At 56.7% G+C, this 13,356-nt stretch carries 13 protein-coding genes; 10 read left to right on the forward strand and 3 right to left on the reverse strand.

The features are described 5' to 3' along the window. Positions 1–43: 43 nt before the first annotated feature. Both F2982_RS17945 and F2982_RS17950 read left to right on the forward strand, forming a co-directional pair. The gene (locus F2982_RS17945) at positions 44–352 is read left to right on the forward strand and encodes a hypothetical protein (protein WP_203428636.1); all 309 of its coding nucleotides are present in this window, start codon (positions 44–46) and stop codon (positions 350–352) included. 142 nt (positions 353–494) lie between these two features. Continuing rightward, positions 495–2,231 carry a penicillin-binding protein 2 gene (locus F2982_RS17950; RefSeq protein WP_203428637.1) on the forward strand — a complete coding sequence of 579 codons (1,737 nt, stop codon included), beginning with the start codon at positions 495–497 and terminating at the stop codon, positions 2,229–2,231. A gap of 52 nt (positions 2,232–2,283) precedes the next feature. Here F2982_RS17950 and F2982_RS17955 read toward each other — a convergent pair whose 3' ends face one another. The 3 genes from F2982_RS17955 to F2982_RS17965 all read right to left on the reverse strand — a co-directional run bounded on the left by F2982_RS17955 (position 2,284) and on the right by F2982_RS17965 (position 3,793). Next, complete coding sequence (locus F2982_RS17955) at positions 2,284–3,042, reverse strand: YkgJ family cysteine cluster protein (RefSeq protein ID WP_203428638.1); 759 nt, start codon at positions 3,040–3,042, stop codon at positions 2,284–2,286. Next, entirely contained in the window at positions 3,039–3,431 is a 393-nt protein-coding gene (locus tag F2982_RS17960) for a YchJ family metal-binding protein (RefSeq protein ID WP_246777475.1), read from the reverse strand. The genes F2982_RS17955 and F2982_RS17960 overlap by 4 nt, the downstream gene beginning before the upstream one ends. 161 nt (positions 3,432–3,592) lie before the next feature. Then, positions 3,593–3,793 carry a heavy-metal-associated domain-containing protein gene (locus tag F2982_RS17965; protein WP_203428640.1) on the reverse strand — a complete coding sequence of 67 codons (201 nt, stop codon included), beginning with the start codon at positions 3,791–3,793 and terminating at the stop codon, positions 3,593–3,595. Positions 3,794–3,967: 174 nt separating this feature from the next. Here F2982_RS17965 and F2982_RS17970 point away from each other — a divergent pair, with 174 nt between their 5' ends. The 8 genes from F2982_RS17970 (at position 3,968) to F2982_RS18005 (ending at position 13,229) form a co-directional block, all read left to right on the forward strand. Then, a complete protein-coding gene (locus F2982_RS17970) occupies positions 3,968–4,420 on the forward strand; it encodes a hypothetical protein (protein WP_203428641.1) in 453 nt (150 codons plus the stop codon). Between the two features lie 58 nt (positions 4,421–4,478). Continuing rightward, positions 4,479–4,883, forward strand: a complete 405-nt coding sequence (locus tag F2982_RS17975; protein WP_203428642.1) for a FixH family protein — start codon at positions 4,479–4,481, stop codon at positions 4,881–4,883. Continuing rightward, complete coding sequence (locus F2982_RS17980; protein ID WP_203428643.1) at positions 4,880–6,319, forward strand: efflux RND transporter periplasmic adaptor subunit; 1,440 nt, start codon at positions 4,880–4,882, stop codon at positions 6,317–6,319. Before F2982_RS17975 ends, F2982_RS17980 begins: the two co-directional genes overlap by 4 nt. After that, positions 6,316–9,501, forward strand: a complete 3,186-nt coding sequence (locus tag F2982_RS17985) for a CusA/CzcA family heavy metal efflux RND transporter (protein ID WP_203428644.1) — start codon at positions 6,316–6,318, stop codon at positions 9,499–9,501. Before F2982_RS17980 ends, F2982_RS17985 begins: the two co-directional genes overlap by 4 nt. Further along, positions 9,498–9,950, forward strand: coding sequence for a DUF411 domain-containing protein (locus F2982_RS17990; RefSeq protein WP_203428645.1), 453 nt, complete (start codon positions 9,498–9,500; stop codon positions 9,948–9,950). Before F2982_RS17985 ends, F2982_RS17990 begins: the two co-directional genes overlap by 4 nt. 332 nt (positions 9,951–10,282) lie before the next feature. Further along, positions 10,283–11,314: a hypothetical protein gene (locus F2982_RS17995; RefSeq protein WP_203428646.1), complete on the forward strand. Its 1,032-nt coding sequence runs from the start codon at positions 10,283–10,285 to the stop codon at positions 11,312–11,314. Positions 11,315–11,781: 467 nt separating this feature from the next. Further along, positions 11,782–12,846 carry a murein L,D-transpeptidase family protein gene (locus F2982_RS18000; RefSeq protein ID WP_203428647.1) on the forward strand — a complete coding sequence of 355 codons (1,065 nt, stop codon included), beginning with the start codon at positions 11,782–11,784 and terminating at the stop codon, positions 12,844–12,846. A gap of 47 nt (positions 12,847–12,893) precedes the next feature. Further along, a complete protein-coding gene (locus F2982_RS18005) occupies positions 12,894–13,229 on the forward strand; it encodes a hypothetical protein (RefSeq protein WP_203428648.1) in 336 nt (111 codons plus the stop codon). Positions 13,230–13,356: the final 127 nt, after the last annotated feature.

Genomic DNA, 13,356 nt, shown 5'->3' on the forward strand with positions numbered 1-13,356 from the left:
AGCGTGCGGTGACAAGTTTTCCGCGATTGTCGGACAGGATTCCATGCGAAGGATCATCGCGGGCGTTATGCTGGTTTTGCTGATGCTGGTCGGCGGGCAGGTTGGCTGTCCGGACCAGGCGGAGCATAGCTATGGGCAGGAATTGACGCTGTCGAAGGCTATTTCCGCAGATAAACACGCCGTTCCGCACATAGGCCAGAGCGAACATTGTCTCTCGGTCCAGCTCAACTGCGACCATCCCGAAATTTCGATGGTACGGGTCGAATATCGCGCTCATTTTTCAGAGGCCATTACCTCAATCACTGGCACACCGGTTGCTCCGGGGCATCGTCCGCCCATTCTGACTGCCTGACACCAAAAAACCATTGGTTTCAACGCGTGCGGGCAATGCCCGGCGGATGGGCAACTATGATTTCATTCCTCTCGCGAGCGCGGCTGTGCGCTCCATCCAGTTCGTTCGGTCACCGATCCCCTGAAGGCGGAGGATCGCTGTTATGACCTTCCTCACTAGAATTATCGCCATGAAGAGCAGGGCCCACTTTCGGTCCGGCGTGTTACCTGGTGCCACATCCACAAAGGGGGTACGGGGTGGCCAGAAGAGGCGGCAGGCGCGGAGCCGAACCCGCATTCTCATCATCCTGTTCGTCGGCCTCTACACGGTCATCGGCGGAAGGTTGATCCAGTATGCGATCCGCGACCCCGAAAGCGCTGCGTCGATTCCACCGGGTGATCGACTGATGGCGTCGCGCCCGGATATCGTTGACCGGAATGGAGAGTTACTCGCGACTGACATCAACACGGTTTCGCTGTTTGCGGAGCCCAATCGCATCGTTGATGCCGATGAGGCCGTAGAGAAGCTGGCGACTGTTTTTCCTGACCTCGACCGGCGCGACATCTATAGGAAACTGACGGTAAACGGCGGCAGATTTGCCTGGCTGCGTCGGCAAATCACGCCACGCCAGCAAAGCAACATCCTTGCCCTTGGCGTACCCGGTATCGGTTTCCGGCCTGAAAAGAAAAGGTTCTATCCCGGTGGTGCGACCGCGTCCCATATCCTGGGCTACGTGGACATCGACAACCGTGGTGTGGCAGGGATGGAACGCTATATCGACGAACAAGGCTTCGCCGATCTGAAGTCTGCCGGGCTCACAAACGATCAGCCCCTGGAGCCGCTGATGCTCTCCATTGATAATCGCGTGCAGAACATTGTTCGCGATGTCGTCGTGAACGCGGTGGCCAATTATCAAGCGAAGGGCGCGGGCGCAGTCATCCTTGATGTCAATACGGGGGAGGTGCTGGCGATGGCTTCAGCTCCTGACTTCAACCCGAACAATCCGCTCGAAGGAGCGAAAGATGGCTGGCTCAATCGGATGTCCGCTGGCACCTTCGAAATGGGCTCGACCTTCAAGACCTTCTCGCTGGCACTGGCTCTCGACACTGGGAAGGTCAAGATGAGTGATAGTTTTGATGCTACGCAGCCGCTGCGAATTGGTGGGTTCACGATCAATGATTTTCATGGGCAACGGCGCTGGCTAACGCTCCCGGAGGTCTTCGAGTTCTCGTCAAACATTGGAACAGCTCGGATCATCGACGTAGTAGGGATGGAGACCCAGCGGCGATATATGACCGACTTTGGATTGTTGACGCGGCTTCAGACCGAATTGCCCGAGGTGAAGTCGCCCTCCCAGCCAAAGGAATGGAAGAAGATCAACTCGATCACGATCTCATTCGGACACGGCGCTGCGACGACGCCTCTGCAGACAGCTGTCGCCGGAGCAGCCCTTGTCAACGGAGGAAAATTGATGAACCCGACGTTCCTGCCACGGACGCGCGAACAAGCGAATACCGTCGCAAAGGTGATCGTCAAACCTTCGACTAGCGATGACGTTCGTTACCTATTCAAGCTCAACGGTGTGAAGGGGTCAGGTCGCAACGCTGATGTTGCCGGGTTCAACGTAGGCGGAAAGACGGGTACTGCCGACAAGGTCGTGAACGGACGCTATGCTGACAACCTGAACTTCAATGCCTTCCTGGCCGCGTTTCCAATTGAGAAGCCGCAGTATGTCGTGCTGACGTTTTGCGACGAGCCCAAGAACGGCGAGCAGGGTCAGAACATCGCTGCCTATACGGCGGCACCCATGGTTCGCGATATCATCAAGAGGGCAGCACCGCTGCTTGGTGTTGAAGCTCGCTTCGGGCAGGAAGGAGCCGCGCTGCTTCAATCATATTGAAGGCACGCCGGGAAGGGGGCGGCAGCGCTGCCCCTTCGACCCAGGCTGCTTGTCAGACTAGGTATCGTGCGATCTCGGACAGAGCGCCCTTGTAATAGGCGTGAAACTGGGACGACTTGGGGTCGTCAGCCGTTTTAAGAGCCCACTCAGCCAACACTGGGTGCTGCCTCCGGGCGTACTCGGTCACGTCCGCGCTCTTGATGTGGCGCAGGAGTGAAGCGAAGTTAAGGACGATCTTCCCGCCCGGCAGGAGGTGGATACCTTTCTGCAGACGCATGACGAAGGTTGGATCGTACTTCAGCAGCAAGTCGATGTAGCGCTGCAGTGTTGGTGCCTGCTCTACAAGTGCCGCTCGTTCGGCGCTGAATTCAGCTTTGTCGATGATCGATCCGTCGCGGTAGACAACCGGAGCATCGTCGCCGGTATTACACTCCCAGCCAGGGCGGGGGACGAGCATGTCGCGCTGGCTATCCTCGTCTTTGTAAGCATAGAACGGCATCGTCTTGCAGCGCTCTGGCTTCTCATTGTGAATCGAGCAAAGGTTATCCGCACCAAGAGCCGGGCAGGGCGATGAAGGTGGAATGAACGATATTGGGGTGACTAGCAGATTGATTGGCTTGCCCTTGCCGATGCTAGCGGTGACGCCAATGCGTGAGATCGACGTATGACCGCGTGTTCCGGATCGTACCGGCGTCACGGAAATCGCGAGCGGAAACCTGTCGGCGCGGCTGATTGCTTCATTGATGGTGAGCGGCAGTAGGCCGTAGCAACAGAGGCCACAGGCAGTGCATGCGAACCTCTGCTCCTTCATGCATTAGCACCGCAGCACTTTTTGTACTTTTTCCCGGAGCCGCAGGGGCAGGGCTCGTTCCGTCCGATTGACTCCACTCTGATGGTGGCGGGTTTCGGGTTCACGACGCTGTCATTGAACAACCAAATTCCGTCGACGCGTCGGAAGTTGGCGATCTCGACCTGGGTGAACTCTTTGTCCTGGAAGCGATATCGAAAGGCGAACGTGACGCTTCCGGTATCTCGTTCGGGTTCCTCAGTTGCTTCCCGTAACTCGAAGCCAAGGAAGGTCGTCTTGGGAAGCGAGCGCTCCATTTCGAACCTGTCGAGGCTCGACTTGCCGTCGTCCGTGCAGGTCCGCTCGATGAAATCGAGGTCACCACGAGTGAACGCAGTATAGCGTGCACGCATCAAGGTTACCGGGTCAGGAGCTGGTTCTCCGGAAATGTACCTGCCGCAGCAAGCTTCGTATTCGCGGACTGACCCGCAAGGGCACGCTACCATTCAGTTCCCCATTTTAGCTATCGTGTCAGCGGCGGACGAGACATTCCAAGCCCGCCGCTGGAGATCATTCATTTCGCAAGCGATGGTGTATAACCCGCGTCTGCGATTGATGCGCTGATGATCTCAGGCGCGATGGCACTTTCAACCGAAACGGTCTTTGTGGAGAGATCGACGTTGGCGGAAGCGTTCGGATCGACTGCTTTGATCGCCTTTTCCACGGTGCCAGCGCAGTGGCCGCAAGTCATGTCCGGAACTTCGAATCTGATCATTTTGACGTCTCCTTAGAAGGTGATGACCTGTATGTGGTGCTTCCCACCATGGGAAGGTCAAGTAGGTTCGAAAGATCAATTTACGGGACCCGAAAGAACGCGAGATCGGACAAAAAGCCGCAAATCTTCGTGATGCACTTCCGCCCGCAAAAATGCCGTGCCACAATAAGCGCTATGAAGTTCGTCGTTTTTCAGCGCCTGGTTTGCCTTTTGGCTGTGCTCGGGATCATGCTTGGTCCCGTGAGCGTTGCTATGGCTGAAAGTGCGATGGCTTCATCGAACGGTATGACGATGTCAGCTAGTGACGTTACTGAAACGCACATTCAAGACGGCATGCTGATGACGTCGTCGGCTGTTGCCGGGGAGCAAGCTAACGTCGACGAGATGCCCTGCTGCCCGAAGGCCAAGCCTGTTGCGCCAGGGTGCCAGAAGAACTGCCCGTTGGCTCTCATCTGCGCATCGATGATCCTGGTCCATCCCCTGCACGGGGTTGGGGAACGGGCCGCATATCCGCTAGTCGTCCGTTACTCGCTTCTGCACGACGATGAAGCACCGTCCGCCGAAGTGAAACCTCCAGCCCGCCCACCTCGGGCCAACTACATCGCAAATTTAGACCGCTGGCCCTGATAGGCTGGTATCCAAATCTCATGGCGAGGCTCTGCCCGCCAGCAAATGATGTAGTCAAATGAAGAAAATCTACGTTTCAACGCGAGCAATTCTCGCGGCAATCACTCTTGCTACCATCCCTTTCTCGACCGTACACGCGGCTCCGCAGGACTACGAGTTCCAGCTCCTCTCCTCGGAAGTTAAACAAGGGCCGACGGCGGAAGTCTCGGTACGCCTGATCGACAAGCGAACCGGGGAGCCTGTCTCGGATGCCGTCATCTTCACGACCCGTATGGATATGGCTCCTGAGGGGATGGAGATGATGACCACACCCGTTGAAGAGCTTCCGGCTCCGCAGCCGGGCACGTACAAGTTTAAGACAAACCTCAGTATGCAGGGCGGTTGGCGCTTTCAGCTGGGCGCGAAAGTGCAGGGCGAGGGCGCTACCGTTCAAGGTGAAGTCGTCGTGAAGGCCGTCCCTTGAAGAGGGTCACATGGCTGGTTGCCGTTACCTCCTTCGCCGTATTCGGCGGGGGAGCGTACTTGGCTGGTGCCAATGGAGTTGGCCAGCAATACCTCAACAACATCCTTGGGAAGGCAGCCGATGCCGAACCCCTTCCGCCGGTAGGTGCGGGCGCGATCATCTATTACCGCGATCCTGATGGCAAAGCCCAATATTCTCACGGCCCCAGGAAAACGTCCGATGGCCGCGATTTCATTGCTGTCCGCCAGAGCGCCGACATAAGCTTCGACGCATCAGGTGTGGTCGCGCCTACTTCTGCAGCTGCCGCGCAAAACCCAAAGGTAGGCGCGACGTCAGAGCCGGAGCGGAAGGTCCTTTATTACCGCAACCCGATGGGTCTTCCGGACACCTCGAAGGAACCGAAGAAGGATTCGATGGGGATGGACTACATTCCTGTCTACGAAGGAGAGCAGGCGGAAACCTCGACGGTCAAGGTCTCGCTCGGCAAGCTGCAGCGGACTGGCGTGAAGACAGCCCTGGCAGAGATGATGCCGATCTCTCGGAAGGTCCGCGTTCCGGGTGTCGTCGGCTGGGATGAGCGGCTGGTCAGCGTCGTCTCGATGCGCACGGACAGCTTCATCGATGCCGTTGCGAACGTGACCACTGGAGATCGTATCGCGAAAGGGCAGAAGCTCTTCAGCTTTTACTCCCAGGAGATTGCCACCGCCGGAGCTGAATATGCTGCCGGTAGAGGTGGAAGGGGAACTGCAGCAGGCTCCGCGCTTCGCCTGAAAAACCTCGGCGTCCCCCAGGAGGCAATCGAGCAAATCGCAGCGCAAGGTCAGGTCCCGGCGAGCATCGACTATGCTTCGCCGCGTGAAGGCATCGTTCTGGAGCGAATGGCAACAACGGGCATGATGGCCAAACCTGGTGATCAGCTGTTTCGTGTTGCCGATCCATCAGTGGTCTGGGTTGTGGCTGAGGTTCCGGAATACGATATCGGCTCGGTCAAGATCGGGTCCCCGGTCACCGTCACAGTGAGAAGCCTGCCGGGGCAAAAGTTCAGCGGTAACGTCAGCCTGATTTATCCTGAGGTCGAGCAGCAGACCCGGACGACGAAAATCCGCATTGAGCTGCCTAATCCTCAAGGCAAGCTCTTTGCGAACATGTACGCCGATGTCGACATCGAAGCGGGTGCCCCGTCTCCCGTGTTGAGCGTGGATTCCAGCGCGGTGATAGATACGGGCGACCGCCAGGTGGTGTTCGTTGACAAGGGCGAAGGCCGCTTCGAGCCAAGGGACGTGACGCTCGGGGTTCGCGGCGATGAACGGAGCCAGATCACCAAGGGTATCGCTCCAGGCGACCGCGTCGTGATCGCAGCTAACTTCCTTCTGGATGCTGAGAGCAACCTGAACTCGGCTCTGAGTGCGATGACACCTCAGGAGGCAAAGCCATGATCTCGCGAATTATTTCGTGGTCAGCTCACAACCTGGTGCTGATCATCGTTGGGGCGGCTCTCGCCGTCGGCGGGGGCATCTTTGCCTTGCGTTCGCTTCCCTTGGACGCCATCCCCGATCTCTCCGACATCCAAGTCATCGTTTACACAGAGTATCCTGGCCAGGCACCGCAGGTCGTTGAAGATCAGGTGACCTATCCTCTGACGACGTCGATGCTAACGGTGCCAAAATCCAAAGTCGTCCGAGGATTCTCGTTCTTTGGTGTCTCGTTCGTATACGTGATCTTCGAGGATGGCACGGACCCCTACTGGGCCCGAAGCCGCGTCCTCGAATATCTGAACGCGGCTGCCAGCCGATTGCCTCAAGGCGTGTCGCCAACGCTTGGACCTGACGCAACAGGCGTCGGCTGGGTTTATCAGTACGCCGTTCTGGCGAAAAACCTCAGCCTCGCGGAACTGCGTTCGCTTCAGGACTGGGTGGTAAGGTTCGGGGTCTCAAAATCGGAAGGCGTTGCGGAGGTTGCCAGCGTCGGCGGTTTCGTCAAGCAATATTCGATTGTGGTCGATCCCTCGCGTCTTAAGGCTCAGGGGGTGTCGCTGATGGACATCTCGAATGCTGTAAAGGCGAGCAATACGGACGTCGGCGGCCGGACAATTGAGCTTTCTGAGTTCGAATTCATGGTTCGCGGTCGCGGCTACCTTAAAGGCGTCAGCGACATTCAGAACATTGTCCTGAAGACCAGTGGCGGCGTACCTTTGCGCCTGGCCGACGTCGCGAAAGTCGAACTTGTCCCCGATGAACGACGCGGTATCACTGAGCTTAATGGCGAAGGCGAAGTCGCAAGCGGGATCGTTTTGCAACGGTTCGGGGCCAATGCACTGACTGTGATCGACAACGCGAAGAGAAGCTTGGAGGGCTTGAAAGGCAGCCTGCCTGCAGGAACCGAGATCGTCCCTGTCTATGACCGCTCGACGTTGATCGAAGCTGCCATTGAGACGTTGAAGGGCACTCTGGTCGAAGAATCGATAGTGGTTGCACTGGTGACCATAGCCTTCCTCTTGCATGTCCGCAGTGCGCTTGTGGCAATCATCATGCTGCCCGTTGGCATTCTCATCGCCTTCATCGCGATGAAGCTGCTGGGCATCGGCGCGAACATCATGAGCCTTGGCGGGATCGCGATTGCTATCGGTGCGATGATCGACGCTGCAATCGTCATGATCGAGAACGCACACAAACATCTTGAGCGAGCGCCGCCTGGCAAGCCGAGAGTCGAAATATTGGTCGAGGCGGCGAGCGAGGTCGGACCGGCGCTGTTCTTCAGTTTGTTGATCATTACCGTGTCGTTCCTACCCATCTTCACTCTGGAGTCTCAGGAAGGTCGTTTGTTTGGGCCTCTGGCGTTTACCAAGACGTTCTCCATGGCGGCAGCCGCTTTCCTATCCGTGACCTTGGTGCCCGCGCTGATGGTGATCTTCGTCAGGGGCCGTATCGTACCCGAGCATAAGAATCCTCTGAACAGGTTTCTGATCTGGGTTTACAGGCCAATCATCTCAGGCGTGTTGAAGGTGAAAACAGTGACCATACTGTTGGCGATCATCGTCCTAGCAGCGACGATCTGGCCGGTGCAGCACATTGGTAGCGAGTTCATGCCGAACCTCGATGAGGGAACGCTGATGTATATGCCGACCACGCTGCCCGGTATTTCCGTCACCAAGGCGGCGGAACTGATGCAGACCCAGGATCGTATCATCAAGTCGTTCCCTGAAGTGGAGAGCGTATTCGGCAAGGCCGGGCGTGCGCTTACGGCGACCGATCCTGCCCCAACAGAGATGTTCGAAACGATCATCACGCTGAAGCCGAAGTCTGAGTGGCGGCCGGGCGTGACGACCGAGAGCTTGAAGCAGGAAATGGATTCCGCCCTTCAATTTCCAGGGGTTTCCAATGCATGGACAATGCCAATCCGCGCCCGCATCGATATGCTCTCGACAGGCATCAGAACGCCGGTCGGCGTGAAGGTCTATGGGACCGATCTTGGCGAAATGGAAAAGGTCGCCCGCCAAATTGAACAGGTGTTGAAAACGATACCCGGTACGTCAAGCGCCTATGCGGAGCGGGTGATCGGCGGCTACTACCTGGACATCGTGCCTGACAGGATTGCGCTTGGCCGCTATGGGCTAACAATCGATGATGTGCAGAAAGTGATCGGTACTGCGCTGGGTTCGGAAACCGTGACATCGACGGTCGAAGGCAGGGAGAGATATGGTGTAGCTATCCGTTACCCCCGCTGGATGCGAAGCGACCCGCAGTCGATTGCACGAGATGTGCAGGTTGCTCTACCCGGCGGCGGTACAGTTCCGCTAGGCGAGGTCGCCGAGGTAAGGCTCAGCAGGGGTGCGACCACAATCAGAACTGAAAACGGTCAGCTTGCAGTCTACATTTTCGTCGACATCTCCAACCGTGATCTCGGCGGTTACGTTGCAGAGGCGCAGGCGGCAGTTGCCAAGAGTGTGACCATGCCTTCCGGCTATTCAGTCGCATGGAGCGGGCAATTCGAATACCTGCAGCGTGCCAAAGCGCGTCTGGCGGTCGTCGTTCCGTTGACGCTGGCGTTGATCTTCCTGCTTTTGTACCTCAACTTCAAGGCGCTAACAGAGACGCTCATTGTCATGCTGTCCCTGCCGTTTGCGTTGGTGGGCGGCATCTGGTTGATGTGGTGGCTGGGTTTCAACGCCTCGGTTGCAGTGGCTGTAGGGTTCATAGCCTTGGCAGGCGTCGCCGCCGAAACCGGAGTCATCATGTTGATCTATTTGGATCACGCGATGAAGGAGCAGAAGGCCGTATGCGCGGCTGATCACCGTGCATTCACAAGGACTGACCTCAATCGGGCTATTATGATTGGTGCTGTGGAGCGAGTTCGACCGAAGATGATGACTGTGGTTGCCATCATGGCGGGCCTGGTGCCGATTCTTTGGAGGACGGGAACTGGTTCCGAGATCATGCAAAGGATCGCAGTACCGATGATCGGAGGCATGATCTCGTCGACACTTCTAACATTGATCGTCATTCCGGCCGTCTACGGCATAGTCAAGGGATGGAGGCTTGAGAAGGGCTCCTCGCAAGGCGACGTGGATGCGGACGCCAGCGACGCTGAAGAATTTTACCTGGAAGGAAAGCGAGCATGAACAGGAGAAGCTTCATTTGTCTGGCAGTAACGGGGTTGGCGGTGTTCGCCGCCCGGTCCGCCATCGCTTCTCAAAAGCAGATGGACGTCTACAAGGACCCGACGTGCGGATGCTGCGGAGCCTGGGCGGCGGCGATGGCAGATGCCGACTTCAACGTGATCGTCCACGATGTCGACGATCTGGCCTCGGTCAAGACGAAATACGGCATACCTGCCGGATTGCAGGGGTGCCATACGGCGGTCGTTGGGGACTACGTCTTTGAAGGTCATGTACCACTGGAGGCCGTCGAAAAGGTCCTTTCCGAGAAGCCGTCCATCGCTGGGCTTGCCGTTCCCGGTATGCCTGCCGGGTCGCTCGGGATGGGAGATAATCCCAACGCTTCCTACGAAGTTTACAGCCTTGGCAAGCAGGGGGCTGTCCCAGCTATCTACATGAAGATCGGCGCTTAGTTCATAAGCGCGTCAAGTCCAACCGCGATCATCGCAAGGGTGAAGGCAATCCCGGCGATGATCGCGATCTGTTTGTTGGCCGCCAGCTTCACCCGGTGACGGACGCGCCTGGGAGGCCGCTGCTTATAAGGCTGGCGCAGTTGCGGACTGTTCCGCTGATGGCGCTTTCGACCCACCTGAGACCTCTGCTGCTCAATTTTCGCGCCGACTGTACCACGGTGGGCGGCTAATTTCTGATATTGCTGTGGAGCGGACGCGTTCGATGCCTTCTTACGATTGAACAGCTATCGTCGAGCTGACATCGATGGCAAACCAACCGATGGAGCTTCCCGATGCTGACCGACGTCTTTGTCAATCGATACGACGGCACGATGATCTGGACTTCATACGGAGAGAATGCTCGTCGCTTCATGGTCCAGGCGACCAAGATGGTCACCGAGCAGCTTTTTCCTTTCTACATCAACGGCGAAATCAACAAACCGGCGAAAGAAAGCCTGGAACGTATTCATAATAAGCTTGCCATGGAGATCGGCATTGACCCTCTATCTCCGCTTTTTCTGGGCAGCTATCGGCACACAATCGCGGACGTCCTGAAGAATTTCCTGCAACGTGAGTTCGAAGATGGCTTCGATCCCGACGTTTACATAAAGCGCCGGATCAGCCTGGTGGAGTTAGCCTTCAGGGAATACGGCGATCAGGTGCAGGCCGCCAATAGAGCGCTGCCAGGCAAGGTGTCTGACGTTGAATATGGCGTCGGACTGGCAGGGCTCGCCAAGTCGCTGAAATTGCCTGAGTTTACCAAGGAGTTTCTTTCCAAGCAGAACGAGGCGCTTAATCAGCGATGGGCAGCGAACTTTGACGAACTGAACGAGCGGTTTCGGCAGGCAAAATTCCCACTGTCGTATCACAATGGGTTCGTACAGCTTTCGAGCGACGCGCTGGTGGACAAGACGATTGAGAAGCCTTTCTGGGAGCTTGTTGCTGACGTCAGGTGGGAAAATGTCCAGAATGATATGCTGAGAGCGGTTGATCAAAGAGACACTGGCGACCGAGACGCTTCACTATCGGCAGCAAGGGCATTGGAAAGCACCATCAAGATCATTTCCGGGATGAACAACTGGACTCATGGAAAGGAAAACGGTGCGTCCAGCTATATCGACAACTTGGTCAGCCAAAAGAATGGCCGCTTTATCGACGTATGGGAGGGCGAGATTCTGAAGGCTTTCTTCTCCAAAGTCAGAAATCCGCTGGGGCATGGACCGGGTGATGAGCCGATGCCTGCGCTGACTTTTGAGCAGACTAGCTGGGCCATAGAGACCTGCATGTCCTGGATCAAATCGCTGGTCTCCAGGATCAAGCACTGATCGCGAGAAGATTACCACCGTTGGAATGTCAACAGATTGCCTTGTTCCTGTTGTTGTTGACGTTTCCGGTATGGGGCACCATCATGCTGGTCGTTGAAGCGGGCTGATTCATTGCGGCATTTTTTGAAGCTATTGCTGATCATCAGTATGCTGGGAGGGGTCTTGGTCCTTCCTTGCAGTGAAACTGCGTCTGCTTCTCCTCAATCCTCCGTAGTGATCGCGCTGATGTCTCCAGTTCATCATGACCACGATCATTCGCCAGCAGACGCGAGGCAGGCTTCGCATTGTAAACTGGACGCAGGGCTGCTGAAAACGGAAACACTGCTGGCGCAATCGCGCGAGTGTAGCGAAGCCTATGGACAAGACGCGTATTCGGCGGCGGTCGGGCTGTCTGCTGAGGTGGAGCACCGCCCGCCGATCATCTGAAGTATTTGGACCTGGGTCGATTTACTGTCAGAGGATTCATCATGGCGCTTGGCCATTTCTCAACGAGCGTTATTGCTCGCACTCCTACCTATAAGATTTCAGGAAAGCTGCGGCGGTGGGCGCGGTGGCTGATCCTTCCGGCCACGGCACTGGTGCTGTCCGGCTGCGTTTCTGCCTCTCTTGATGATCTGGGCGTTTCATCGAGAGAAATCCCATCAAAGCTTCTTGCCGACATGAAAAGCAAAAGGATGTCTTCGGACAGCCCTGTCCTTGTGCGCATCTTCAAGATGGAGAGCGAACTGGAGGTCTGGAAAGTCGACGCATCGGGCAACTACGCCCTGCTCAACACTTACCCGATGTGCCGTTGGTCGGGGAAACTCGGGCCGAAGAAAAAGACAGGCGACCGACAGGCTCCTGAGGGCTTCTATCGTGTGTCCCTCGGCGGACTAAACCCGAAATCGCAGTTTTTCCTCTCCTTTAACCTGGGCTACCCGAACCGGCTGGAGTCTGCGCTAGGCTACACCGGGGAGGCCCTGATGGTCCACGGTGCTTGTTCGTCTTCGGGATGCTTTGCGCTGACAGACCAGGGGGTGGGCGAAATCTACGCAGTTGTGGAGAAAGCGCTGCGTGCAGGCCAGCCCGCGTTTCAGGTGCAGTCCTATCCATTCCGAATGACGCCCGAAAACCTTGCAGCACACCGGGACGACCCAAATATGGCCTTCTGGAAGACGCTCAAGGTCGGTTACGACAGTTTCGAAGTTCGTCGCAGGGAACCGAAAGTTTCCGCGTGCAACGGGAACTATACCTTCAACGCGCAGTTCGACGGCGGCGAGCCGACTAATCCTTTGGCGGCTTGCCCCAAGCGGGTCGATCAACCGGATGCAGCAGTTGCGGCCAAATCGGCAGCCGACGATAAGAAACTAGGTGAGCTTCTGGAAAAGTCGTTCCAACCGTTAGCCTATCAGGACGGCGGAATGCACCCCAGCTTCCGTGCGCTCCTGAAGGAAAACGGTGACACGAAGCTCGCTGAAAAGGTTTCCGACATTAAATATCCCATCAGTAGACCGGCAGCCGCATTGGCTGACCCCTTCGTCGGAGGCAAGTGAAACCAGGCAAGAGCCATACGCTCTTGCCCTCGACCTGGAGGATCGTGATGCGCGTCTTACTCGCTGCAGTGTTTGCCTTGACGCCTGTCGCCGCTGCAGAGGCTCACCACGCTCCCTCTGGTTTCAAGTACGACGCATTTTGTTGCAATGGCGATGGTGAGACTGGCGATTGTCAGCCGATACCCAGCGACGATGTTACGTTGGAAGGAGCGAATTACAAAATTACGCTCAAAGCGGGAGATCACCGCCTTGCTACGCGAGAGCATGTATTCATCGTCCCTCAAGCCAAAAGCTTTCCATCACCAGATGGGCTTTACCACCTATGTTTGTTTCCAAACGAAGACACGTTGCGCTGCTTCTACGCACCTCCAATGAATTTCTGATCGTATCCTGAAAAAGGCATGGTCAGGCAACAAGAAGCAGGCCGATTGCAGGGCGCGGTCTCGCCTCTCGATTGGTCGCAAGCGGCTGCGCATGAACGCCAGAACGTCCCAAGATTGACAAAACTGC

Source organism: Rhizobium sp. BG4 (genome assembly GCF_016864575.1).
Taxonomy (GTDB): Bacteria; Pseudomonadota; Alphaproteobacteria; order Rhizobiales; family Rhizobiaceae; genus Rhizobium.